Raw genomic sequence first — 22,867 nt, 5'->3', positions numbered from 1 at the left:
CCAGCGCCGCTGCCTCCTCCGCGAGGCTCCTTCCTCGTTCGGCTCTTTCCCGGCCGTCGCCGCCTCTCGCGCGGCGGTCGTATGCTCCGGCGCGGCCTGACGCCGGTCCCTCCTCAGGTCCCTCATGAAAGGTCAATGTCGACATGCAAGACGTCAATCTCGGTCTGTACTTCCTCTCCGAGCTCGTCGGGACCACTCTCCTGCTCCTCCTCGGTGGTGGCGTCGTCGCCAACGCCGTCCTGAAGGGCACGAAGGGCAACAACGGCGGGTTCCTCATGATCAACTGGGGCTGGGGCCTCGCGGTGTTCGCCGGTGTGCTCACCTCCGCGTACTCCGGTGCCCAGCTGAACCCCGCCGTCTCGATCGGCCTGCTCGTGGGCGGCAAGATCGGCTTCACGCACTTCCTCGTCGCGATCGCCGCGCAGATGGTCGGCGCGTTCCTCGGCGCCGTGCTGTGCTGGCTCGCGTACAAGGAGCACTTCGATGCCGAACCCGACCCCGCCAACAAGCTGGGTGTGTTCTCCACCGGGCCCGCCATCCGCTCCTACGGCTGGAACCTGTTGACCGAGATCATCGCCACGTTCGTGCTGGTGTTCGTCATCTTCGCGTTCGCCGACTACGGTGACGTGCAGATCGGCGTTCCCGGAGCCCTCGGCCCGCTGACGGCGGTTCCTGTCGCCCTCCTCGTGGTGGGCATCGGCGCCTCGCTCGGTGGACCGACCGGGTATGCGATCAACCCGGCGCGTGACCTCGGCCCGCGCATCGCCCACGCGGTCCTGCCGATCAAGGGCAAGGGGGGCAGCGACTGGGCCTACGCCTGGGTTCCGGTCGTCGGCCCGCTCGTCGGCGGAGTGCTGGCCGCGCTCGCCGCCCCGCTCCTCCTGCACTTCGTCGCCGCTTGACCGTCATCCCGACCACCTCCCTCACCACCTCTCCCGTCAGACAAGGAAGTCATCTCATGATTCAGTACGTCATCGCCCTCGACCAGGGCACCACCTCCAGCCGCGCGATCATCTTCGACAAGAAGGGCTCGGTCATCTCCATCGGCCAGAAGGAGCACGAGCAGATCATGCCGCGCGCCGGCTGGGTCGAGCACGACCCGATCGAGATCCGCGACAACATGCGCGAGGTGATCGGCATCGCGCTCGGCCGCGCCAACCTCACCCGACATGACATCGCCGCCATCGGGATCACGAATCAGCGCGAGACGGCGGTGGTGTGGGACAAGAACACCGGCATCCCCGTCTACAACGCGATCGTCTGGCAGGACACCCGTACGCAGAGCATCGTCGACCGGCTCGCCGGCGACGAGGGCGTCGACCGGTTCAAGGACATCGTCGGCCTGCCGCTCGCGACCTACTTCTCGGGCACGAAGATCGTCTGGATCCTCGAGAACGTCGAGGGTGCGCGCGAGAAGGCCGAGGCGGGCGACCTGATCTTCGGCACGACCGACACGTGGGTGCTCTGGAACCTGACCGGCGGGCCGGAGGGCGGCGTCCACGCCACCGACGTCACGAACGCGTCGCGGACCCTCTTCATGGACCTGCACACGCTCGAGTGGCGCGAGGACATCCTCGCGGAGTTCGGTGTGCCGGCATCCATGCTTCCGGAGATCCGCTCCTCGTCGGAGGTCTACGGCGAGGCCCGCGATACGTCGCTCCTGCGCGAGACGCCGATCGCCGGCATCCTCGGAGACCAGCAGGCGGCGACGTTCGGTCAGGCGGCGTTCGAGGCGGGCGAGAGCAAGAACACCTACGGCACCGGGAACTTCCTGATCTTCCAGACCGGCACCGACATCGTGAAGAGCGAGAACGGCCTGCTGACGACCGTGGGGTACAAGCTCGGCGATGAGCCGGCGCGATACGCGCTGGAGGGGTCGATCGCCGTCACCGGATCGCTCGTGCAGTGGCTGCGCGACCAGCTCGGGATCATCTCCTCCGCGCCCGAGGTGGAGGAACTCGCCGCGAAGGTGGAGGACAACGGCGGGGTCTACTTCGTGCCGGCGTTCTCGGGACTGTTCGCCCCGTACTGGCGCCCCGAAGCGCGCGGCGCGCTCGTGGGTCTCACCCGCTACGCGAACCGCAACCACATCGCGCGCGCCGCGCTGGAGGCGACCGCCTTCCAGACCCGCGAGGTGCTGGATGCCGTCAACGCCGACTCCGGGGTGGATCTCGCCGAGCTCAAGGTCGACGGCGGCATGACGGCCAACGACACGCTCATGCAGTTCCAGGCCGACGTGCTGGGCGTCGAGGTCGTACGCCCCGTCGTCGCGGAGACGACGGCGCTCGGTGCGGCGTACGCGGCCGGTCTCGCCGTCGGGTTCTGGAACGATCTCGACGAGCTTCGCGCCAACTGGCAGGAGGACAAGCGCTGGACGCCCTCGGGCGACGCCGAGGAGCGCGAGCGTCAGCTGCGCCTGTGGAAGAAGGCCGTCACGAAGTCGATGGATTGGGTCGACGCCGACGTGCGCTGACCAGGGACGTGCGCTGACCAGGCATGAACCGCGGACGCGCGGCATTCCTTCGGGGGGAGGATGCCGCGCGTCCGTGCCGTCGCGGGGTGTGCGGAGATGCCTCGGGCTCAGCCGCGCTCGTCGAGTTCGCCGCGCTCGTCGAGTTCGGTGACGAGGCGGCGCGGCGCGGTTGCGCGGTAGGAGGCATCCAGCAGCGCCGTGTCGTGGCGGTCGTGCGAGGCGCCCCGCCGCCCCGCCCCGGCTCGCGAATCACCGCCGAATGCGCGAGTCACCACTCGATTCGCGCGCATCCGGCGGCGATTCGCGAAAGCGGTGGTGATTCGCGAGCGGGATGCCGGGAGTTGGCTCGCGCGCTGAGGACTCAGGTCGCGTTCCACAGGGCGCGGTAGTACGCGAGGCGCTCGCGGTCGGGCGCGATGCCGTACGCCTCGATGAGGGCGTCCTCGTATCCCGGTCCGAAGTTCCAGACGGTGCTCATCGACGCCACAGCGATGTCGGCCCAGCGGTCGGCGGTGCCGAGCGCGTCGAGGTCGACGTGCGCCGACCAGCGCCCAGCGCTGTTCATCAGCGTGTTCGGCATGCACGCGTCGCCGTGGCACACGACCAGCAGGTCGACCGGGGGAGCGTCGCGCAGCGCGTCGGGCACGCGGATGCCGCGGCTCTCCGCGTTCTCGAGCCGCGCGGCCACCGACCAGTCGAACGGGCAGTCCCCGACGGGAAGGGCGTCGTGCAGCGCGCGCAGCCCTTCGCCCACCGCTCGGACCGCGACCTCGGGCGCGTCCGCCCAGTGCGGGTCGACGGCGGAGAGCCCCGGGAGCGCCCTCGTCACGAGCCACTCGTGCGTCTCGTCGCCGTCGACGTCGAGCACTTCGGGCACCGGCGTGTACGCGCCCGCCCAGCGCAGGCGCTCGGCCTCGCCGGCCATCGATGACTCGGCGTTCCGCGGCCCGGACTTGATGACGCGCCCGTCGTCGATCCGGAAGGTGAGACCCCCGCGCCCGTTCCGCCACAGCGGCGCGAGCCCGGCTCCGTGGGCGAGGCGCCGCACGACGGCGGGGACCGGCACGTCGCTGGTCGGGATGCTCACGGCATCCATCCTCTCCCGGATGCCGCGGCTGGGCGAGAGCGTGGTGAGATGGAGGATGCCTCCGACCCGAGCACTGCGCCGCGAGGGCCTGCTCACGGCGCTCGACGCCGACGAACCCGGCCTCGCGATCGGCGATGCCGCCGCCCGGCACGTGCGCCTCACGACCCGCGGCGCGACCGCCTACGTCGGCGACGACCCGGGAGCGTTCGCGCCGTGGTCGCAGATCCGCGCGATCGTGATCGACCCGCCGACCACGTGGGCGCCGAACCCGGCGCTGGTCGACTCGATCGGTCCGATCGTCGAGGGGCTCTTCGGCGGCATCGGCGGCATCGTGGAGGAGACGCCGACGTTCGAGGTGCGCGTCGAGGGGATCGACGGCGAGCCGCGGGTATGGCGCGCGACGCTGCACTATCTCTCCGGCTACCGGAAGAAGGACGCGCGATTCGCCTCGCGGCTGATCGACGCGCTCGTCGGCCGGCCCGAGACGCGCGCGTTGCTCGCCCACCCCGCCGAACTGCTCGACCGCCTCGGTAAGGTCGTGCGCGAGACGGACCGCTGGGTAACGTGACGCGGGGGAGACCTGATGCAGGGATGACCTGACACTCAGTCCCGCGTATGCTGGCACGCAGTGGCATGCGGCAACACGCACGCGGCACCACCCGTGGCGATGCGTCCGCAGCCACATCGGACTGCCACCTCGGACTTCGAAGGAGAATCCATGGACATCGCCGGAGCATCCGCCCTCGTCACGGGCGCCGCGAGCGGCCTCGGCCTCGCGACCGCCCAGCGCCTCGCCGCCGCGGGCGCGCACGTCGTCATCGTCGACCTGCCCTCGTCCCCGGGCGCCGAGCGCGCCGCCGAGATCGGGGGCACGTTCGTCGCCGCCGACGTCACCGACCCCGGCCAGGTCGCCGCCGCCGTCGAGGAGGCCAGCGCCCACGGACCGCTGCGCGTCGTCGTCAACTGCGCCGGCATCGCCCCGCCCGCGAAGGTCCTCGATCGCGAGGGCGCTCCGACCGACCTCGCGCACTTCGAGAAGATCATCCGCGTCAACCTCATCGGCACGTACAACGTGATCGCGCAGGCATCCGCCGCCATCGCGCAGACGGATGCCACGGAGTCGGGCGACCGGGGCGTCATCGTGAACACGGCATCCGTCGCCGCCTTCGACGGCCAGATCGGGCAGCCCGCGTATTCGGCGTCGAAGGGCGGCGTCCACGCCATGACGCTCCCGATCGCCCGGGAGCTCGCACGCTACGGCATCCGCGTCTGCACGATCGCGCCGGGCATCATGGAGACGCCGATGCTCGCCGGCCTTCCCGAAGCGGCGCAGGCGAGCCTCGGCCAGCAGGTGCCGTACCCGCAGCGCCTCGGCCGCCCCGACGAGTACGCGCAGCTCGTGCAGCAGATCGTCGAGAACGGCTACCTCAACGGCGAGACGATCCGCCTCGACGGCGCGATCCGCATGGCCCCGAAGTAAGCCGAACGGACGACGGAGAACACGATGAGCGACTCGATCCTCTACACCCGCGACGGTGCGCTCGCGCGCCTCACCTTCAACCGCCCGGCATCGCTCAACGCGATGGGCTTCGAGATGGGGCAGCGCTGGCGCGACCTCGCCCACGAGGTCACCTCCGACGACACGGTCGGCGCGATCGTGCTGGATGCCGTCGGCCCGGCGTTCTGCGCGGGCGGCGACGTCATCGAGATGTCGACCTCGGGCTCGAAGGGCAGCGACGTCACCGCGATGGCGCACGTCATCCACGACGGCATCCGCACCTTCGTCGAATCCTCGACGCCGATCGTCGCGGCGGTGCAGGGCGCGGTCGCCGGGGGAGGCCTCGGCCTCATGCTGACGGCCGACTACATCGTCGCGAGCCCCCGCGCCAAGTTCGTCAGCCGCTACGCGAACATCGGCCTGAGCCCCGATCTCGGCGTCTCGACGCTGCTGCCGGCGGCGATCGGGCAGACCCGAGCGCTGCGCCTGCTGCTGCAGGACGAGACCATCGACGCCGACACCGCCCTCGACTGGGGCCTCGTCACCGAGGTCGCCGATGACCCGGGTACCCGCGCGGCGGAGATCGCGGCATTCTGGCTCGGCAACGCGACGGCCGCCTTCGGCACCGCCAAGCGCCTCATCCGCACGGGCGCGGGTCGCTCGTTCGCGGAGAACCTCGACGACGAGGCCGCCTCGATCGGGGCGCGCTTCGACACCCCCGAGTCCGCCGTCCGGGTCGCCGCGTTCGCCGCGGCATCCACCAGGAGCCGCCCGGCCGCACCCGCCACCCCGGCCGCACCTGCCACCCCCAAGGAGAACGCATGAGCCTCGCCGGCAAGACCATCCTGATGTCGGGCGGCAGCCGCGGCATCGGCCTCGCGATCGCCCTGCGCGCCGCCCAGGACGGCGCGAACATCGCGATGATCGCGAAGACCGACACCCCGCACCCGAAGCTTGAGGGCACCGTGCACACGGCGGCGGCGGCCATCGAGGAGGCCGGCGGGCACGCGCTCCCGATCGTCGGCGACGTCCGCAACGACGACGACATCACCGAGGCGGTCCTGAAGACGCAGGGCGAGTTCGGCGGCATCGACATCGTCATCAACAACGCGTCGGTCATCGATCTGTCGGGCTCGCTCGATCTCGCGGCGAAGAAGTACGACCTCATGCAGGACGTCAACGTGCGGGGGACGTTCATGCTCTCGCGCGCCGCGATCCCCGTGCTGAAGGATGCCCCGAACCCGCACATCCTCTCGCTCTCGCCGCCCCTCAACATCACGCCGCGCTGGCTCGGCGCGCACACCGGCTACACGCTCGCGAAGTACGGCATGACGATGGCGACGCTCGGCTTCGCCGCCGAGTTCGCCGACGCCGGGATCGCCGCGAACACCCTGTGGCCCGAGACGACGATCGCGACCGCCGCGGTGCAGTACTCGCTCGGCGGAGACCGGATGATGAAGGTCAGCCGCACGCCCGAGGTCTACGCCGACGCCGCGTACGAGGTGCTGAACAAGCCCGCGCGTGAGTACACCGGTCAGACGCTGATCGTGGAGGACGTGCTGCGGGATGCCGGGGTCACCGACTTCTCGCGTTACGCCGCGGTTCCCGGCACCCCCGACTCGGAGCTGTTCCCCGACATCTTCCTCTGAGCGGCGGCGTTTCGATTCGGTGAGCGAGGCGCGGAGCGCCGAGTCGAAACGGCGAAGCGCCGCGCAAGCTAGATCAAGCCGAGCGCGACGAAGGCGTTCCAGACGCCGTCGTCGAGCACGCCGGTCGTCACCCGGTCGGCCTTCGCCTGCAGTTCGGGGTCGGCGTTGCCCATCGCGACCGAGACGCCGCAGACCTCGAACATCTCGACGTCGTTCCAGCTGTCGCCGATGCCCACGGCCTCCTCCGCCGACCGCCCGAGGTGACCGAGCACCTCGACGATCGCGGCGCCCTTGTTGACCCCGAGCGGCCCGATCTCGCCGTTCGAACCGCCCGGCAGCGGCATCGATCCGGGGATGACGTGGAACCGGTCGCCGAGATCCTCCTGCGCACGCGAGACCGTGTCGGATGCCTCGCTCACGAACACCGCCTTCGCAATCTCGTCGAGGTCGGCCTCGTCGAGGGGGCTGTACCGCTCCGCGGCGTCGGTCATGACGGCATCCAGCAGGTCTGCGGTGTCGCCGTGACCGAGGTGACGGAGGTCTTCCGCGCGGCGCTCGGCGCGCAGCCGGACGAACTCGTTCATCATCGCGAAGACGCCGGGGCTCGCGTAGATGTGGTCGTGCGCCTGCAGGAAGTAGTGGATGCCGTGCGCGACGAAGTACGCGACGAGCCGGTCGAGGTCGGGGCGTGACATCGTGTGCGACACGACGAGGTCCGTGCCGATGGTCGCGAACGCGCCGCCGTTGGTGATCGCCCCGTCGAAGCCGATCGCGCGGACCGTCGGGTGGATGTCGCCCTCGGCGCGCCCGGTGCACAGGTACACGAGGTGGCCGTTCGCGCGCGCGGCGCGGATCGCGGCGATCGTCGAGGGTGCGATGACGGACCCGTGTTCGAGGATCGTCCCGTCGACGTCGACGAACACGGTGCGGGAGGGGGTCTCGGTGCCGGTCACGCTCCCATCCTCGCGCACTCGGATGAACGCCCGCTGGCCGCGCACGGGCAGCTAACCCGCCGACCCCTCGCGAACAAGGGCGAGAGCGGGCAGCCGGGTCAGAGGAGGTCGTTGGCGGCGAACGCGTTGCGGACGCCGTCGTCGTCGATCGCCGTGGTGACCTGATCGGCGAGGGCCTTCACGCCGTCGACGGCGTTGCCCATCGCGATCGACGTGCCGCACACCTCGAACATCTCGGCGTCGTTCCAGTTGTCGCCGATGCCGATCGCGTCGGCCCGGTCGATGCCGAGCCGGTCGAGGATCGCCTCGATCGCGGCCCCCTTGTGCACCCCCTTCGGCGCGACCTCGCCCGAGGCGGCGAACGCCAGCGGGATCGTCCCGCCGACGACGGCGAAGTCCTCGCCGAGCTCGGTCAGCGCCTGCTCGGCGGCGGCCACGTCGTCGGTGACGAAGACGAGCTTCGCCATCTCGGCGGGGTCGAAGTCCTCGTCCGCGTGGAACACTTTCGGCGGCAGCCCATACGCCCCGAACCGCTCCGCGATGAGCTCGGGGAGCCCCGCGGAGGCGAACATCTGGTCGTAGGACTGGAAGTAACCGTGGATGCCGCGCTCGGTCAGGTACTCCTTCAGCCGCGCGACCTCGTCGGCGGTGAGGAGCGACCCGGCGACGATCTCGTCGCCGACGCTCGCGAAGGCGCCGCCGTTCGAGACGGCGCCGTCGAAGTCGATGTCCATCAGCTCGCCCTGCAGCTCCGCCATCCCGCGGCCCGTCGAGAGGAACACCAGGTGCCCTCTCGCGCGGGCCGCGCGGATCGCCTCGGCCGCCGACGGCGGAATGTGGACGCCGTCCTGCATGATCGTGCCGTCGACGTCGAGGAAGATCGCCTTCCGGTGGAAGGGCGGCGCGGAGGCCGGTTCCCCGGCCCCCACGCCCGTCACGGCGGCGCTGTCTGCGGCATCCATCACGCCTCCAGCGACGCGCCGTTCGTGCGGATCACCTCGGCGTACCAGCCGAACGACTTCTTCCGGAAGCGCTCGAGAGTGCCCGAGCCATCGTCGTTGCGGTCGACGTAGATGAAGCCGTACCGCTTCGACATCTGCGCGGTGGATGCCGAGACGAGGTCGATGCAGCCCCAGGAGGTGTAGCCGAGGACGTCCACGCCGTCGGCGATCGCCTCGCCGACCTGCACGAGGTGGTCGTTCATGTACGAGATGCGGTAGTCGTCGACGACGGTCTTGACGCCGTCGACCTCGACCAGCTGGTCCTTCGCGCCGAGCCCGTTCTCCACGATGAACAGCGGCTTCTGCCAGCGGTCCCAGAACTGGTTCAAGACGATCCGCAGGCCCACCGGGTCGATCTGCCAGCCCCACTCGCTCGCCTCGAGGGTGGGGTTGGGGATGCCGCCCATGATGTTCCCCTGGCCCGACGTGTACCTCTCGGGCTCGGCGGTCGCGGCGACCGACATGTAGTAGCTGAACGAGACGAAGTCGACCGTGTTCTGCAGGTCCTCGCGGTCCTGGTCGGTGATCTCCAGCTCGATGCCCTTCTCACGGAGGGTCCGCAGGAAGTAGCCCGGGTAGGTGCCGCGCGTGTGCACGTCGCCGTAGACGAGGTTCGAGTGGTCGAAGTCCATCACCGCGAGCGCGTCGGCCGGCGACGGACTCAGGGGATAGGTGGGCATCGACAGGACCATGCAGCCGATCTGCGCGTTCGAGGCGACCTCGCGCGCGATGCGCGTCGCGCGCGCCGAGGCGACGAGCTCGTGGTGCATCGCCTGGTACAGGGTCTGCGCGCTCAGCTCCTCCTTCGGGGTGCTGATGCCGCCCGACATGAACGGGGCGTGCAGGAGCGAGTTGATCTCGTTGAAGGTCAGCCAGTACTTCACGCGCGAGCCGAACCGCTCGAAGAGCGTGCGAGCGTACCGCTCGTAGAACCCGATCATGCGCCGGTCGGCCCACCCGTTGTAGGTCTCGGCGAGGTGCAGCGGCGTCTCGTAGTGCGAGATCGTGACGAGCGGCTCGATGCCGTACTTCTCGAGCTCGTCGAGCAGACGGTCGTAGAACGCGAGGCCGGCCTCGTTCGGGGTCTCTTCGTCGCCCTGCGGGAAGATCCGACTCCACGCGATGGAGAAGCGGTAGGTCTTGAAACCCATCTCGGCGAAGAGGGCGATGTCCTCCGCATAGCGGTGGTAGTGGTCGATGCCGACGAGCTTCAGGTTGTCGGGGGTGGGGCCGTCGGTGCGCGCCTGGCCGATGCCGCCGTGGGGCAGGACGTCCTGGACCGAGAGGCCCTTGCCGTCTTCGTCGTAGGCGCCCTCGAGCTGGTTGGCGGCGGTCGCGCCGCCCCAGAGGAAGCCCTCGGGGAAGGTCGGGGTCGTGGTGCTCATGATGATGTCTCTTCTCTTGCGTGTGTGCGTCGTTGCGTGTGCGTGTGCGTGTGCGTGTGCGTCGGGGTGAGGGTCGGGGGCCCGGCGTCGCGGGCCCCCGACGGGCTCACTTGCCGGAGACCGTGGCGAGCGACTCCACCGCGACCGCGTAGAACAGCGGGTCGCCGTGCGCGATGGGGCCCGACGCCGGGGTGCCGCAGCTCCGGCATCGACGTCGAGGGGATGCGGACACCGGCGTCGAGCCGCTCGAGCACGTACGACACGTGGTCCAGCACCGCGATCGTGAATCCGCGCCCCAGTGAGCGCCCGAGGCGCCGTTCGGCGCCGTCGATCGCGCGTGCCACCGCCTGGATCACCGGGTACGGGGTGTCGTCGAGCAGGCGGAGTTCGCGGGCGCCCGCCTCGCCGTCGTCGAGGATGAACGTCTTCTCGACTTTCGCGGGATCCACGGCATCCGACGGCTTCAAGCCGAAACCGAGCCCCCGGCCCATCAGCACCCGCTCGCGGCACGACTCGTCGATCTGGATCACGACGTTGTTGTTGAGCACCTTGTGCACGGTGTGCCCCCACCCGCGTCGGCGCTGCTCATGGCGACGAGTCTATGGTCGCGCGGTGGCACCGGCATCCATCACCGGCATCCGTCCAGATGCCGCCGGTACCCTGAGAGCATGGAAGACTCCACCCCGATCCGCGCGACCACCCCACGCCAGGTGCGCCCGCGCACAGAGGGCTGGACCCAGAAGACGGATGCCGACGGCAAGCCGCTGTTGCAATTCGCGGCTCCCAAGCGAGGGATGCCTCCCGTGCACCTCGCCGACCTCACGCCCGCGCAGCGCGTCGAAAAGGCGAAGGAGCTGGGGCTCCCGAGGTTCCGGGCGAAGCAGATCGAGAAGCACTACTTCCAGCACTACACGTCCGATCCCGCGCAGATGACCGACCTTCCGGCATCCGGCCGCGACGAACTCGTCACCGGCATGCTGCCGCACCTGCTCACCGAGGTGCGGCGCCTGCAGACCGACCGTGGCGACACGATCAAGTTCCTCTGGAAGCTGCACGACGGCGCGCTCGTCGAATCCGTGCTCATGCGCTACCCGGGCCGCATCACGCTGTGCGTGTCGAGCCAGGCCGGGTGCGGCATGAACTGTCCGTTCTGCGCGACGGGGCAGGCGGGGCTCACGCGCAACATGTCCGCGGGAGAGATCATCGAGCAGGTCGTGCGTGCGAACGCCGCGATCCGCGCCAGCGAGCTCGGGCCCGCCGAGCACGAGGGTGAGCGCGTGACGAACATCGTCTTCATGGGCATGGGCGAGCCCCTCGCCAACTACAACCGCGTCATGCAGGCCGTCCGCACGATGGTCGACAAGGACCACGGGCTCGGCATGAGCGCTCGCGGGGTGACGGTGTCGACTGTTGGTCTCGTGCCGGCGATCAACAAGCTCGCCGACGAGGAGATCCCCGTCACCTTCGCCCTGTCGCTGCACGCCCCCGACGATCACCTGCGCGACGAGATGATCCCGATCAACTCGCGCTGGAAGGTCGACGAGGCCCTCGACGCCGCGCGCCGTTACTTCGAGAAGACCGGGCGGCGCGTCTCCATCGAGTACGCGCTCATCAAGGACATGAACGACCACGCCTGGCGTGCGGACCTCCTCGCCCAGAAGCTCAACGAGCGCGGGCGCGGCTGGGTGCACGTGAATCCCATCCCGTTGAACCCGACGCCCGGTTCGGTGTGGACGGCGTCCGAGAAGGACGTGCAACGCGAGTTCGTGCGGCGCCTGAACGAGGCCGGCATCCCGACGACCCTCCGCGACACGCGCGGCAAGGAGATCGACGGGGCGTGCGGCCAGCTCGTCGCGACTGAGGAGGACCGCGAGGTCGCCGCGGCCGTCCCGATCGACTGACGCTGGCGGTCTCCGCGCCCCCGCTCCGCGCCCCCTTTCCGCGCTGTGATTCCGCGCGCCGTTTCCGCGCGCGGGCGTTCGGTTCGCAGGACAATCGTCGCGCGAGGCCCCATCGAATCGGTGCGACGGGGTGTTCGGCGACGGATCTCCTGCGAACCGAACACGGATCGCGTGACAAGCAGGTGTTCAGCACACGGTGACCGGGGGAGCGGTGGCTGTGAGAGAGTGCCAACATGATCTCGATCTGGGCTCCCGGCGGCATCGGCGAGGTGCGGGAAGGTGACGACCTGGCGGCGCTCGTCCTCGACGCGTGCGCACGCGAGGGCACGCTGCTCGAGAGCGGCGACGTCGTCGTCGTGACCTCGAAGATCGTCTCCAAGACCGAGGGGCGCGTGCTCCCCGAGGAAGAGCGCGAGCGCGCGCTCGAAGCCGAGACCGTGCGCGTCGTCGCGACCCGCGTTCGCGAGAGCGGCGCGGTCACCCGCATCGTCGAGAACCGTCTCGGGATCGTGGGCGCTGCCGCCGGCATCGACGCTTCGAACACCGTTCCCGGCACGGTGCTCCTCCTCCCCGAAGACCCGGATGCCTCGGCCCGCGCGCTCGCTGCCGCGCTCCGCGCCGCGACCGGCGCGGTCGTCGGCGTGATCATCTCCGACACCCTCGGCCGCGCGTGGCGCGACGGGCAGACCGACATCGCGATCGGTGCGGCGGGCGTCCGCGTGTTCGACGAACTCGCCGGGCAACTCGACTCCTCGGGGCGCCCCCTCCACGTCACACGCCCGTGCCTCGCCGACGAGTTGGCCGGTGCGGGGGACCTCGCGAAGGGCAAGCTCCGCGGCCGACCCGTCGCGATCGTCCGGGGGATGCCGGACGTCGTCGGCGACCTGGACCTGCCCGGCGCCCGGTCGATCGCGCGCCCCGCCGCCGACGACATGTTCCGTCTCGGTACCGACGAGGCCTACGCCCAGGGCTACGCCGACGGCTACGACGAGGGTGCGGCCGAGGGCGCCGCGCTCGACGAGGGCGACGCCTGACGCTCACCTGACCGTTCCCGTTCGTTCGCCTATGGGTCCGGCGGGGGCCTGTCCGCGCGCGCTGTAGATGAGTACGCTCACAAGCGAGACCTCATATCGAGCGCAGGGGGTGCGTGATGAGTGGTGTTCGGGATATCGACCCGAAGGTGGGCGGTAAGTCCGAGGCCACCCGTGCGCGCATCATCGAGGTCGCCGCGCGTCTTTTCGCCTCCGACGGCTACGACGCCGTCACGACGCAGCGCATCTCGCGCGAGGCCGGCATCGCCGCCGGGACGCTCTTCCGCTACGCCGGTACCAAGAGCGAGCTGCTGCTCCTCGTGCTGAACGACCGCTTCGCCGAGGCGATCGACGACGGCATCCGCGCCGCCGCCGCCCTCGATGATCCCGCCGCCGCTCTTGCGGCGCTCGCCGACCCGGTGATCGCGTTCGCCGCGGCGCAGGGCGAGAACACGGCGCACTACCAGCGGGCGCTCCTCTACGGCCCGAGTGGCGAGCCGCACCGCGACCGCGGTCGCGCGCTCGTCGGCGCGTGGCGCGACGCCGCCGCCGGCGTCTTGGCGCGCACGCTCGACGTCGCCGCCGGCGACCCGATGCCGCGGCTCGCCGCGGAGACGGCGTTCGCGGCGCTCAGCCTTGCGGTCACCGACGTCACCCAGTCGCGCGGCGTCGCCGACCTGCACGCCCAATTCGACCTCATCACTTCCGGCCTGTCCATCCGACGATCGAGCACTCCCGCCTGATCGCCACCGCTCCACGCGAGCCCGAGAGGGCTCCACCACGAAGGGAAACCGATGTACTACAGCAGTGGGAATTACGAAGCGTTCGCCCGGCCCCGCAAGCCTGCGGGAGTCGACGACAAGTCGGCGTGGTTCGTGGGCGCGGGCCTCGGCAACATGGCCGCCGCCATCTTCATGATCCGCGACGGGCAGATGAAGGGAGACCGCATCACGATCCTCGAGGAGCTGAAGCTCCCCGGTGGCGCGCTCGACGGCATCAAGTACCCGAAGAAGGGCTTCGTCATCCGTGGCGGGCGTGAACTCGAAGACCACATGGAGTGTCTGTGGGACCTCTTCCGCTCGGTCCCCTCGCTCGAGATCGAGGGTGCCAGCGTGCTCGACGAGTTCTACTGGCTCAATAAGGACGACCCGAACTACTCGCTGTGCCGCGTCACGGAGAAGCAGGGGCAGGATGCCCACTCCAACAAGCTCTTCACCCTGTCGGAGAAGGGGCAGAAGGAGATCGTCAACATCATCATGGCGACCCGTGAGCAGATGGAGAACAAGACGATCGAGGAGGTCTTCACCGACGAGTTCTTCAACTCGAACTTCTGGCTGTACTGGCGCACGATGTTCGCGTTCGAGCCGTGGCATTCGGCGCTCGAGATGAAGCTGTACCTGCACCGCTTCCTGCACCACATCGGCGGACTGCCCGACCTGTCGGCGCTGAAGTTCACGAAGTACAACCAGTACGAGTCGCTCGTGCTGCCGATGTACCGGTGGCTGCTCGACCAGGGCGTGACCTTCCTGTTCGAGCACGAGGTCACCGACATCCAGTTCGACATCTCCGAAGGTCGCAAGCAGGCGACGCGCATCGACTGGGTGACCCGCGACGGCGAGGTGGGCGGGGTCGACCTGACCGAGAACGACCTCTGCCTCGTGACGATCGGATCGCTCACCGAGAACTCCGACGACGGCGACCAGGAGACCCCGGCGGTCATCAAGGACGGCCCGGCGCCCGCGTGGGACCTCTGGAAGAAGATCGCCAAGAAGTCTCCCGACTTCGGTCGCCCCGAGGTCTTCTGCGGCGACATCCAGAAGACGAAGTGGGAGTCGGCGACGGTCACGACGCTCGATGAGCGCATCCCCGCGCACATCGAGAAGATCACGCAGCGCAGCCCCTTCACCGGCAAGGTCGTCACGGGCGGCATCGTCACCGCCAAGGACTCGTCGTGGCTCATGAGCTGGACGATCAACCGCCAGCCCCACTTCAAGGCCCAGAAGCCGAACGAGGTCGTCGTGTGGGTCTACGGCCTGTTCGTCGAGGAGGAGGGAGACTTCGTCAAGAAGCCGATGCAGGAGTGCACCGGTGAGGAGATCGCGCAGGAGTGGCTGTACCACATCGGCGTTCCCGTGGACGAGATCCCCGAGCTCGCGAAGAACGCGGCCAAGACGGTGCCGGTCATGATGCCGTACGTGACGTCGTTCTTCATGCCGCGCCAGGCGGGCGACCGCCCGCAGGTCGTGCCCGAGGGGTCGGTGAACTTCGCGTTCATCGGCCAGTTCGCCGAGACGACCCGCGACTGCATCTTCACGACGGAGTACTCGGTGCGCACCGCCATGGAGGCGACGTACCAGCTGCTCGACATCGAGCGGGGCGTGCCGGAGGTCTTCAACTCGACCTACGACATCCGCTACCTGATGAAGGCGACGACGCGCCTCGCCGACGGCGACTCGGTCAACATCCCCGGGCCGAACTTCATCAAGGGCAAGCTCCTCGACAAGCTCGACAACACCCAGATGGGTCAGCTCGCCACGGACTTCGGGCTCTTCCCGGAGCACGGCGACACGAAGGCGCGCCCGCGTCACGACGACGCGATCGCGTGATGGAGTGGGCGTGAGAATGCCGCGCGAATGAGGACGACGAGCGCCGGCATCCTGCTGTACCGGGTCGCACCGGAGGGCGGGGTGTCGGCGCTCGTCGCGCACATGGGAGGCCCGTTCTGGGCGCGGAAGGACGCGGCGGCGTGGTCCATTCCGAAAGGGGAATACGACCCTGAGGCGGAGTCGGCACGGGATGCCGCGGTGCGCGAGTTCCGGGAGGAGCTCGGCGTCGAGCCGCCGCCCCTCGATGAGGGCGAGCTCGGCACCTACGCGTATGCGTCCGGCAAGCGGGTCACGGTGTTCATCGGGGACGGCGCGGGATTTCCGGCATCCCCCTTCGTTTCGGAGGAGTTCGGACGGTTCGAGATGGAGTGGCCGCCCCGGTCGGGCCGCAGGAAGAGCTTCCCCGAAGTAGACCGCGCCGAATGGATGCCGCTGGATGAGGCCCGTCCGCGCCTGGTCGCCGGGCAGCGCCCCGCGCTCGACGATCTCGCCCTCCGTATCGCTGAGGCCCGCTAGCTTGGGGGGATGGTCAACTATCGGTACCTCGGCAACAGCGGCTTCAAGATCTCGGAGATCACCTACGGCAACTGGGTGACGCACGCCTCGCAGGTGGGCGACGAGGCCGCGATCGCGACGGTGCACAAGGCGCTCGACCTCGGCATCACGTCGTTCGACACGGCGGATGCCTACGCCAACACGGCCGCCGAGGTCGTCCTCGCCAAGGCGCTCGCCGGGCAGCCGCGCGAGAACCTCGAGATCTTCACGAAGGTGTACTGGCCGATCGGACGCAAGGGCCCGAACGACACCGGGCTGTCGCGCAAGCACCTCTTCGACGGCATCCATGGTTCGCTCCGCCGCCTGGGCGTCGACTACGTCGACCTGTACCAGGCGCACCGCTACGACTACGAGACGCCGCTCGAAGAGACGATGCAGGCGTTCGCCGACATCGTGCGTCAGGGCAAGGCCCTCTACATCGGTGTGAGCGAGTGGACCGCCGAGCAGCTGCGCGACGGCCACGCCCTCGCCACCGAACTCGGGTTCCAGCTGGTCTCGAATCAGCCGCAGTACTCGGCGCTGTGGCGCGTCATCGAGGGGAAGGTCATCCCGACCTCCGAGGAGCTCGGGATCTCGCAGATCGTGTGGTCGCCGATGGCGCAGGGCGTGCTCACCGGCAAGTACCTGCCCGGTCAGCCCGTGCCGGCGGGCTCGCGTGCGACCGACGAGAAGAGCGGCGCGAACTTCATCAAGCGGTTCCTCACCGACGACGTGCTCGAAGCGGTGCAGAAGCTCACCCCGATCGCGGAGGAAGCGGGCATCACGGTGCCGCAGCTCTCGCTTGCGTGGGTGCTGCACAACCCGAACATCTCGGCCGCGCTCGTCGGCGCCTCGCGCCCCGAGCAGCTCGAAGACACCGTCAAGGCCTCGGACATCACGCTCGACGATGCGACCTACGCCGCCGTCAACGACGCGCTCGCATCCGTCGCCGTGACCGATCCCGAGGAGACCTACACCGTCTCGCCGAAGACGCGCGTCGCCTGACCCGCGTCGCCTGACCCGCGCCGCCGCGATCGCGTTCGCAGCGGGACGAAGCGTCCCGAAAGCAGGGCCAACCGGCACCCGGGGGTGCGCCGCGCCTCGTCGGGCGCGATCGGCCCTGCTTTCGGAACGTGACGCGCGTCTTTCGGAACGGGACGCGCGCCTTTCGGAGCGCGACGCGCGCCTTTCGGAACGGGACGCGCGTCTTTCGGAACGTGACGCGCGCCGAACGCCACGCCTCCCGGCGCGGCCGACCCTGCGCGCCGCCGGCGCCGGGCGTCAGCGCTTCTTCGCCGGCGCCGCGCTCACGTTGAGCACCGGGTGCAGGCCGCCGAGTGACGACCACGCGCTCGCGGTGCCCTTCGCCGCGTGCTCCGCGCCGCGCACGGCGCGCTCGTCGGCCCATTCGTTGAGGACATGGCCGCGATGCCCGCGCACGTGCTCGAGAACGACGTCGGGAAGACCCGCGTCGCGCCGGGCGTCGCGGGCAGCGATGAGCTGCTCGAGCAGGTCGCGGTTCTTCGTGGGGGCGCCGGTCGAGGTCTTCCACCCGCGGCGACGGTGCGCATCCATCCACGACGAGTACGAGTCGATCGCATACTTCGAGTCGGCCTGCACGACGAGGTGCGCGACGTCGGCGTGGTCTTCGATGGCCTTCAGCAGGCCCATGAGCTCGCCGATGTTGTTCGTGCCGACGGGAATCGCCCCCGCCGCCCACTGGCCGTCTTCGCCGACCCACGCCCATCCGGTCGGCCCAGGGTTGCCCTTGCAGGCTCCGTCGGTGGCCACGGTGTAGCTGTCGGGGGAGGAGGTCACCCCTCGACGGTAGTCGATGACGGTTCGCCCGCCCCGACCACTGCAGGGCGGCGACGACCTGAGCCATCTCCTCCGGCGACTCGTGCGCGCCACGGCGCAGCCACGCGACGAGCAGGCTGTCGTAGGCGCCCGCGATCATGGCGAGCGTGTAACCGCTCCGCGCCCCGTCCGGCCGGTGGGGACTCCCGGACCGTTCGGCGACGTCGGGGATGACGGCGTTCTAGGTGTGAAGCAGCCCGTTCTTGGCGAGGAGTCGGAGGAAGTCGAGGTGGGCGGACCAGAATCTGAAGTGGACGACGGCGACCTGTTCGGGTCCTGAGGCGGCGACCGGCGAGGTGCGTGTCATGGCGTACGGCGTCTTCTGTGTCGGCGCGCACCACGCCGTGCGGATCTGTATACGCTCGCAGGAGCATACCCGCTTCTCTCCCTGGTTCTTCCGCGTTATGTATACAATGATCCCATGCGCGCGAGCGACCGGGCCTATGCAACGCTGCTGGACGAGATCCAGTCCGGCGTCCTCGCCCCGGGCGCCGTGCTCGGTGAGGTCGAGCAGTCGACCCGCCTCGGAGTGAGCCGCACGCCGCTGCGCGAGGCCCTCGGGCGCCTCGCCGCCGACGGGCTCGTGGTCCAGGCATCCCCGCGTGTCACCGTCGTGAGCGACCTCGACGCCGACGACATCCGGGACCTCTTCGAAGTGCGCCGCGCGCTCGAAGAGACCGCCGCGCGCCTCGCCGCCGCGCGCACCTCGACCACGGGCGTCTTCGCCGACATCGCCGCGGCCCTTGAGGCGACCGACGCCGCCGCCGACCCCGACGCGTACTACGCGCTCATCGCACGGTTCGACGATGCGCTGGATGCCGCGGTGTCGAACGACTACCTGACCTCCGCCCTCCGCACCGTGCGCACCCACCTCGTGCGCGTGCGCCGGCTCGCCCGCGACAACCCCGACCGGCTCGCGGCATCCGTCGCGGAGCACCGCCTCATCGCCGCGGCGATCGCTGCCGGCGACGGCGATCTCGCCGCCCACGCCACCCACGTCCACCTGCACAACGCCCTGAGCTCGATCCTCGCCTCCCTCGAGGGCGGCGATGTCTCGACTCGCTTCGCTCGCTCAACGACCGGAAAGTAGCCCCATGACCGTCACCCACCACGTCCGCGTCCACCGCTCCGACGAGAACCTCGCGCGTGAGGACCAGCTCGCCTACAAGATCGCCGAGGTCGCCGCCGACCCCGTCGAGGTCGAGCCCGCCGTCGTCGACATGATCATCAACCGCGTCATCGACAACGCCGCCGTCGCCGCGGCATCCCTCACCCGCGGGCCGGTCACGGCGGCACGCGCGCAGGCGCTCGATCACCCCGTCTCGCGCGGCGGCCACGGGTCGACGATCTTCGGCGAGCCGAACGAGACCCTCACGAGCCCCGAATGGGCAGCCTGGGCGAACGGCGTCGCCGTGCGCGAGCTCGACTACCACGACACCTTCCTCGCCGCGGAGTACTCGCACCCCGGCGACAACATCCCGCCGATCCTCGCCGTCGCCCAGCACACCGGCAAGGATGGTGCGGCGCTCGTCCGCGGCATCGCGACGGGGTACGAGATCCAGATGGACCTCGTCCGCGCGATCTCCCTCCACAAGCACAAGATCGACCACGTCGCGCACATCGGTCCCTCGGCCGCGGCCGGCATCGGAACCCTCCTCGGCCTCGACGTCGAGACGATCTACCAGGCCGTCGGCCAGGGGCTGCACACGACGACCGCGACCCGCCAGTCGCGCAAGGGCGAGATCTCCACCTGGAAGGCGCACGCTCCCGCCTTCGCCGGCAAGATGGCGGTCGAGGCCGTCGACCGCGCGATGCGCGGGCAGACCTCGCCCTCGCCCATCTACGAAGGCGAGGACGGCGTCATCGCCTGGATGCTCGACGGCCCCGACGCGTCTTATGACGTGCCGCTGCCCGCCCCCGGCGAGGCCAAGCGCGCGATCCTCGACTCGTACACGAAGGAGCACTCCGCCGAGTACCAGGCCCAGGCGTGGATCGACCTCGCCCGGAAGCTCCACGGCGAGCACCCCGAGATCGCCGACCCGGCCAATGTGGCATCCATCGTCCTTCACACGAGCCACCACACCCACTACGTGATCGGCTCCGGCGCGAACGACCCGCAGAAGTACGACCCGAACGCCTCCCGCGAGACTCTCGACCACTCGATCCCGTACATCTTCGCGGTCGCCCTCCAGGACGGCGGCTGGCACCACGTCGACTCGTACACGCCCGAGCGCGCGGGCCGAGAGGACACCGTCGCCCTGTGGCACAAGATCACGACGGCGGAGGATGCCGAGTGGACCCGCCGTTACCACTCCGAGGACCCCGACGAGAAGGCTTTCGGCGGGCGGGTCGAGATCACCCTCGCCGACGGGTCGACGATCGTCGACGAGATCGCCGTCGCCGACGCGCACCCGCTCGGCGCCCGGCCCTTCGCCCGCGCCGACTACGTCGCGAAGTTCCGCCTGCTCGCCGAGCCGGTGCTCACCCCCGCCGAGATCGAGCGGTTCCTCGGCCTCGCCGAGCGCCTGCCGGAGCTGACCCCCGCCGAGGTGCAGGAGCTCAACATCGTCGCCAAGGACGGCGTGCTGGACTCCGTGCCGACTCCGAAGGGGCTGTTCTGATGCCGTCCGCCGCCGATCGCGTTCGGTTCGCAGGACTTCTGCCGACAATCGCCGCGGGCGGGCCCGAATCGGGTCCTGTCGAGCAAGATTTCCTGCGAAACGAACAGCGGGCCGCTCGCACCTGCCTTGAAAGGGACGTGAACTGATGCTCTACAGCCAGACACCGGCCGCCGAGAAGCGGCGGATCCTGCGCGAACGCCTCGCGGCAGGAGAGCTCCTGCGCTTCCCGGGAGCGTTCAACCCGCTGTCGGCCCGGCTCATCGAGCAGAGGGGGTTCGAGGGCGTCTACATCTCGGGCGCCGTGCTCTCCGCCGACCTGGGCCTTCCCGACATCGGGCTGACGACGCTGACCGAGGTCGCCGGCCGCGGCCAGCAGATCGCGCGGATGACGGAGCTCCCCGCGATCATCGACGCCGACACCGGTTTCGGCGAGCCGATGAACGTCGCCCGCACGATCCAGACACTCGAAGACGCGGGACTGGCCGGCACCCACATCGAAGACCAGGTCAACCCGAAGCGGTGCGGCCACCTCGACGGCAAGCAGGTCGTCGACGACGACACGGCCCTCAAGCGCATCCGCGCCGCCGTCGACGCCCGCCGCGACCCGAACTTCCTCATCATGGCGCGCACCGACATCCGCGCCGTCGAGGGGCTCGATGCCGCGATCGCCCGCGCGAAGGCGCTGGTGGATGCCGGGGCCGACGCGATCTTCCCCGAGGCGATGACGGGCCTCGACGAGTTCGAGGCCGTCGCGAAGGCTGTCGACGTGCCGATCCTGGCCAACATGACGGAGTTCGGCAAGAGCGACCTGTTCACCGTCGATCAGCTGCGGGATGCCGGGGTGCAGATCGTCATCTGGCCCGTGTCGCTCCTGCGGATGGCGATGGGCGCGGCGGGCCGCGCGCTGGATACGCTGAACGACGAGGGCAGCCTCACCGCCCGCCTCGGCGAGATGCAGCACCGCGCCGACCTGTACGACCTGTTGGACTACGAGGCGTACAGCCATTTCGACACGAACGTCTTCAACTTCACCATCGACCGGTAACCCCCCCCACGAAGGAGTGAGCATGACCGACCAGGAGATCCACAAGGGCCTCGCGGGCGTCGTCGCCGACGTCACGGCCATCAGCAAGGTCAACCCCGAGACGAACTCGCTGCTCTATCGCGGCTACCCCGTGCACGAGCTCGCCGGCACACAGTCCGCCGAAGCCGTCGCGTACCTGCTGTGGAACGGTGATCTGCCGGATGCCGAGCAGCTCGCGGCCCTGCGCGCGACCGAGCGCGCCCATCGCGCGCTCACCGACGACGTCAAGACGGTGATCGATCTGACACCGCTGGACGCGCACCCGATGGACGAGGTGCGCTCGGCCGTCAGCGTCATCGGTGCGCGCGACCTCGCCGGCACCGGGTCGGTGCTCGACGCGACCGGGTCTCCCGAGGAGAACCTCGAGCGCAGCATCCGCCTGTTCGCCGCCCTTCCCGCGATCGTCGCGTACGGGCAGCGCCGGCGCCGCGGAGAGGACCTCATCCCGCCGCGCGACGACCTCGACTACGCGGCGAACTTCCTCTGGATGACCTTCGGCGAGGAGTTCGACCCCATCGTCGTCGACGCGTTCAACCGCTCGATGATCCTCTACGCGGAGCACTCCTTCAACGCGTCGACCTTCACTGCGCGCGTCATCACCTCGACGCTCAGCGACCTGTACTCCGCCGTCGTCGGCGCGATCGGCGCTCTCAAGGGTCCGCTGCACGGCGGGGCGAACGAGGCCGTGCTGCACATCTTCGATGAGATCGGGGATGCCGACAACGTCGTGCCCTGGCTCGATGACGCCCTCGCGCACAAGCGCAAGATCATGGGCTTCGGGCACCGCGTCTACAAGCGCGGTGACTCGCGGGTGCCGACGATGAAGGCCGCGCTCGACACCCTCATCGACTACTACGACCGGCCCGACGTCGAGGCGCTGTACGCGACGCTCGAGCGCGAGTTCGTCGAGCGGAAGGGCATCTACCCGAACCTCGACTACCCCTCCGGCCCGGCGTACAACCTGATGGGCTTCGACACGCTGACCTTCACCCCGCTGTTCGTGGCGGCGCGGGTCGTCGGATGGACGGCGCACATCATGGAGCAGGCCGCGTCGAACGCGCTCATCCGCCCGCTGTCGGTGTATGTCGGACCCGACGAGCGCCACATCGACGGCTTCGTCGACGAGGCGGGCACGGCCGCGATCTCGCTGCGCGCTGCGGAAGCCGAGGGCTGAGCCCCGGCGCGCC

Annotated in this window: 24 protein-coding genes; 16 read left to right on the top strand and 8 right to left on the bottom strand. The window is 69.7% G+C overall.

The window, feature by feature from the left end; all coding sequences use genetic code 11:
- The first annotated feature begins 143 nt into the window (after window positions 1-143).
- Both ACRVYW_RS10875 and glpK read left to right on the top strand, forming a co-directional pair.
- A complete protein-coding gene (locus tag ACRVYW_RS10875) occupies window positions 144-902 on the top strand; it encodes an MIP/aquaporin family protein (RefSeq protein ID WP_431804484.1) in 759 nt (252 codons plus the stop codon).
- Window positions 903-958: 56 nt separating this feature from the next.
- Entirely contained in the window at window positions 959-2,473 is a 1,515-nt protein-coding gene (gene glpK, locus ACRVYW_RS10870) for a glycerol kinase GlpK (protein WP_431804482.1), read from the top strand.
- Between the two features lie 107 nt (window positions 2,474-2,580).
- Here the strand turns inward: glpK and ACRVYW_RS10865 are convergent, their stop codons facing one another.
- Window positions 2,581-2,745, bottom strand: a complete 165-nt coding sequence (locus ACRVYW_RS10865) for a hypothetical protein (protein WP_431804480.1) — start codon at window positions 2,743-2,745, stop codon at window positions 2,581-2,583.
- Window positions 2,746-2,834: 89 nt separating this feature from the next.
- Entirely contained in the window at window positions 2,835-3,560 is a 726-nt protein-coding gene (locus tag ACRVYW_RS10860) for a phosphotransferase (protein WP_431804479.1), read from the bottom strand.
- A 55-nt stretch (window positions 3,561-3,615) separates the two neighbouring features.
- Between ACRVYW_RS10860 and ACRVYW_RS10855 the strand changes: the two genes are divergently transcribed.
- The 4 genes from ACRVYW_RS10855 (at window position 3,616) to ACRVYW_RS10840 (ending at window position 6,707) form a co-directional block, all read left to right on the top strand.
- The gene (locus ACRVYW_RS10855; protein ID WP_431804477.1) at window positions 3,616-4,128 is read left to right on the top strand and encodes a hypothetical protein; all 513 of its coding nucleotides are present in this window, start codon (window positions 3,616-3,618) and stop codon (window positions 4,126-4,128) included.
- Window positions 4,129-4,278: 150 nt separating this feature from the next.
- The gene (locus tag ACRVYW_RS10850; protein ID WP_431804475.1) at window positions 4,279-5,040 is read left to right on the top strand and encodes an SDR family NAD(P)-dependent oxidoreductase; all 762 of its coding nucleotides are present in this window, start codon (window positions 4,279-4,281) and stop codon (window positions 5,038-5,040) included.
- Between the two features lie 24 nt (window positions 5,041-5,064).
- Window positions 5,065-5,883: an enoyl-CoA hydratase/isomerase family protein gene (locus ACRVYW_RS10845; RefSeq protein WP_431804473.1), complete on the top strand. Its 819-nt coding sequence runs from the start codon at window positions 5,065-5,067 to the stop codon at window positions 5,881-5,883.
- Window positions 5,880-6,707 carry an SDR family oxidoreductase gene (locus ACRVYW_RS10840; RefSeq protein ID WP_431804471.1) on the top strand — a complete coding sequence of 276 codons (828 nt, stop codon included), beginning with the start codon at window positions 5,880-5,882 and terminating at the stop codon, window positions 6,705-6,707. The genes ACRVYW_RS10845 and ACRVYW_RS10840 overlap by 4 nt, the downstream gene beginning before the upstream one ends.
- Before the next feature lie 68 nt (window positions 6,708-6,775).
- Here ACRVYW_RS10840 and ACRVYW_RS10835 read toward each other — a convergent pair whose 3' ends face one another.
- The 4 genes from ACRVYW_RS10835 to ACRVYW_RS10820 all read right to left on the bottom strand — a co-directional run bounded on the left by ACRVYW_RS10835 (window position 6,776) and on the right by ACRVYW_RS10820 (window position 10,603).
- Window positions 6,776-7,660 (bottom strand): Cof-type HAD-IIB family hydrolase, encoded by an 885-nt coding sequence (locus tag ACRVYW_RS10835; protein WP_431804469.1) that lies wholly within the window; start codon window positions 7,658-7,660, stop codon window positions 6,776-6,778.
- Between the two features lie 98 nt (window positions 7,661-7,758).
- The gene (locus ACRVYW_RS10830; RefSeq protein ID WP_431804515.1) at window positions 7,759-8,622 is read right to left on the bottom strand and encodes a Cof-type HAD-IIB family hydrolase; all 864 of its coding nucleotides are present in this window, start codon (window positions 8,620-8,622) and stop codon (window positions 7,759-7,761) included.
- Entirely contained in the window at window positions 8,622-10,046 is a 1,425-nt protein-coding gene (locus ACRVYW_RS10825) for a glycoside hydrolase family 1 protein (protein WP_431804467.1), read from the bottom strand. Before ACRVYW_RS10825 ends, ACRVYW_RS10830 begins: the two co-directional genes overlap by 1 nt.
- Window positions 10,043-10,603, bottom strand: a complete 561-nt coding sequence (locus tag ACRVYW_RS10820) for a CAT RNA binding domain-containing protein (RefSeq protein ID WP_431804465.1) — start codon at window positions 10,601-10,603, stop codon at window positions 10,043-10,045. The genes ACRVYW_RS10825 and ACRVYW_RS10820 overlap by 4 nt, the downstream gene beginning before the upstream one ends.
- Before the next feature lie 111 nt (window positions 10,604-10,714).
- Here ACRVYW_RS10820 and rlmN point away from each other — a divergent pair, with 111 nt between their 5' ends.
- The 6 genes from rlmN to ACRVYW_RS10790 all read left to right on the top strand — a co-directional run bounded on the left by rlmN (window position 10,715) and on the right by ACRVYW_RS10790 (window position 17,123).
- Window positions 10,715-11,947, top strand: coding sequence for a 23S rRNA (adenine(2503)-C(2))-methyltransferase RlmN (rlmN, locus tag ACRVYW_RS10815; protein ID WP_431804463.1), 1,233 nt, complete (start codon window positions 10,715-10,717; stop codon window positions 11,945-11,947).
- A gap of 233 nt (window positions 11,948-12,180) precedes the next feature.
- Complete coding sequence (cofE, locus tag ACRVYW_RS10810; RefSeq protein WP_431804461.1) at window positions 12,181-12,981, top strand: coenzyme F420-0:L-glutamate ligase; 801 nt, start codon at window positions 12,181-12,183, stop codon at window positions 12,979-12,981.
- Between the two features lie 146 nt (window positions 12,982-13,127).
- Window positions 13,128-13,721, top strand: a complete 594-nt coding sequence (locus ACRVYW_RS10805) for a TetR/AcrR family transcriptional regulator (protein ID WP_431804459.1) — start codon at window positions 13,128-13,130, stop codon at window positions 13,719-13,721.
- A gap of 51 nt (window positions 13,722-13,772) precedes the next feature.
- Entirely contained in the window at window positions 13,773-15,584 is a 1,812-nt protein-coding gene (locus ACRVYW_RS10800; RefSeq protein ID WP_431804458.1) for an oleate hydratase, read from the top strand.
- Between the two features lie 27 nt (window positions 15,585-15,611).
- The gene (locus tag ACRVYW_RS10795) at window positions 15,612-16,100 is read left to right on the top strand and encodes an NUDIX domain-containing protein (RefSeq protein WP_431804456.1); all 489 of its coding nucleotides are present in this window, start codon (window positions 15,612-15,614) and stop codon (window positions 16,098-16,100) included.
- A gap of 9 nt (window positions 16,101-16,109) precedes the next feature.
- On the top strand, window positions 16,110-17,123 hold the full coding sequence (locus ACRVYW_RS10790; RefSeq protein WP_431804454.1) for an aldo/keto reductase family protein: 1,014 nt from the start codon (window positions 16,110-16,112) through the stop codon (window positions 17,121-17,123).
- A gap of 276 nt (window positions 17,124-17,399) precedes the next feature.
- Here ACRVYW_RS10790 and ACRVYW_RS10785 read toward each other — a convergent pair whose 3' ends face one another.
- Entirely contained in the window at window positions 17,400-17,936 is a 537-nt protein-coding gene (locus ACRVYW_RS10785; protein ID WP_431804452.1) for a ribonuclease H family protein, read from the bottom strand.
- Window positions 17,937-18,156: 220 nt separating this feature from the next.
- Window positions 18,157-18,282: a hypothetical protein gene (locus tag ACRVYW_RS10780; RefSeq protein ID WP_431804450.1), complete on the bottom strand. Its 126-nt coding sequence runs from the start codon at window positions 18,280-18,282 to the stop codon at window positions 18,157-18,159.
- A gap of 114 nt (window positions 18,283-18,396) precedes the next feature.
- On the opposite strand from ACRVYW_RS10780, the gene ACRVYW_RS10775 reads away from it, so the two are divergent.
- From ACRVYW_RS10775 to ACRVYW_RS10760, 4 genes are all read left to right on the top strand, one after another.
- Window positions 18,397-19,065, top strand: a complete 669-nt coding sequence (locus tag ACRVYW_RS10775) for a GntR family transcriptional regulator (RefSeq protein ID WP_431804448.1) — start codon at window positions 18,397-18,399, stop codon at window positions 19,063-19,065.
- A 4-nt stretch (window positions 19,066-19,069) separates the two neighbouring features.
- Window positions 19,070-20,596: an MmgE/PrpD family protein gene (locus ACRVYW_RS10770; RefSeq protein ID WP_431804446.1), complete on the top strand. Its 1,527-nt coding sequence runs from the start codon at window positions 19,070-19,072 to the stop codon at window positions 20,594-20,596.
- Between the two features lie 145 nt (window positions 20,597-20,741).
- Window positions 20,742-21,641 carry a methylisocitrate lyase gene (gene prpB, locus ACRVYW_RS10765; protein ID WP_431804445.1) on the top strand — a complete coding sequence of 300 codons (900 nt, stop codon included), beginning with the start codon at window positions 20,742-20,744 and terminating at the stop codon, window positions 21,639-21,641.
- Between the two features lie 22 nt (window positions 21,642-21,663).
- Window positions 21,664-22,854: a bifunctional 2-methylcitrate synthase/citrate synthase gene (locus ACRVYW_RS10760; RefSeq protein WP_431804443.1), complete on the top strand. Its 1,191-nt coding sequence runs from the start codon at window positions 21,664-21,666 to the stop codon at window positions 22,852-22,854.
- Window positions 22,855-22,867 lie beyond the last annotated feature (13 nt).

This window comes from Microbacterium sp. bgisy203 (assembly GCF_965345155.1).
GTDB lineage: Bacteria > Actinomycetota > Actinomycetes > Actinomycetales > Microbacteriaceae > Microbacterium.
The sequence above is the reverse complement of the archived record's forward strand: the minus strand, read 5'-3'. Positions and strand labels throughout refer to the sequence as shown.

Excerpts from the sequence above, each read along its gene's own strand:
- ACRVYW_RS10875 (WP_431804484.1), top strand. The coding sequence starts at position 144 with ATGCAAGACGTCAATCTCGGTCTGTACTTCCTCTCCGAGCTCGTCGGG.
- glpK (WP_431804482.1), top strand. The coding sequence starts at position 959 with ATGATTCAGTACGTCATCGCCCTCGACCAGGGCACCACCTCCAGCCGC.
- ACRVYW_RS10855 (WP_431804477.1), top strand. The coding sequence starts at position 3,616 with ATGCCTCCGACCCGAGCACTGCGCCGCGAGGGCCTGCTCACGGCGCTC.
- ACRVYW_RS10850 (WP_431804475.1), top strand. The coding sequence starts at position 4,279 with ATGGACATCGCCGGAGCATCCGCCCTCGTCACGGGCGCCGCGAGCGGC.
- ACRVYW_RS10845 (WP_431804473.1), top strand. The coding sequence starts at position 5,065 with ATGAGCGACTCGATCCTCTACACCCGCGACGGTGCGCTCGCGCGCCTC.
- ACRVYW_RS10840 (WP_431804471.1), top strand. The coding sequence starts at position 5,880 with ATGAGCCTCGCCGGCAAGACCATCCTGATGTCGGGCGGCAGCCGCGGC.
- ACRVYW_RS10830 (WP_431804515.1), bottom strand. The coding sequence starts at position 8,622 with ATGGATGCCGCAGACAGCGCCGCCGTGACGGGCGTGGGGGCCGGGGAA.
- ACRVYW_RS10825 (WP_431804467.1), bottom strand. The coding sequence starts at position 10,046 with ATGAGCACCACGACCCCGACCTTCCCCGAGGGCTTCCTCTGGGGCGGC.
- rlmN (WP_431804463.1), top strand. The coding sequence starts at position 10,715 with ATGGAAGACTCCACCCCGATCCGCGCGACCACCCCACGCCAGGTGCGC.
- cofE (WP_431804461.1), top strand. The coding sequence starts at position 12,181 with ATGATCTCGATCTGGGCTCCCGGCGGCATCGGCGAGGTGCGGGAAGGT.
- ACRVYW_RS10800 (WP_431804458.1), top strand. The coding sequence starts at position 13,773 with ATGTACTACAGCAGTGGGAATTACGAAGCGTTCGCCCGGCCCCGCAAG.
- ACRVYW_RS10795 (WP_431804456.1), top strand. The coding sequence starts at position 15,612 with ATGAGGACGACGAGCGCCGGCATCCTGCTGTACCGGGTCGCACCGGAG.
- ACRVYW_RS10790 (WP_431804454.1), top strand. The coding sequence starts at position 16,110 with ATGGTCAACTATCGGTACCTCGGCAACAGCGGCTTCAAGATCTCGGAG.
- ACRVYW_RS10780 (WP_431804450.1), bottom strand. The coding sequence starts at position 18,282 with ATGACACGCACCTCGCCGGTCGCCGCCTCAGGACCCGAACAGGTCGCC.
- ACRVYW_RS10775 (WP_431804448.1), top strand. The coding sequence starts at position 18,397 with ATGCGCGCGAGCGACCGGGCCTATGCAACGCTGCTGGACGAGATCCAG.
- ACRVYW_RS10770 (WP_431804446.1), top strand. The coding sequence starts at position 19,070 with ATGACCGTCACCCACCACGTCCGCGTCCACCGCTCCGACGAGAACCTC.
- prpB (WP_431804445.1), top strand. The coding sequence starts at position 20,742 with ATGCTCTACAGCCAGACACCGGCCGCCGAGAAGCGGCGGATCCTGCGC.
- ACRVYW_RS10760 (WP_431804443.1), top strand. The coding sequence starts at position 21,664 with ATGACCGACCAGGAGATCCACAAGGGCCTCGCGGGCGTCGTCGCCGAC.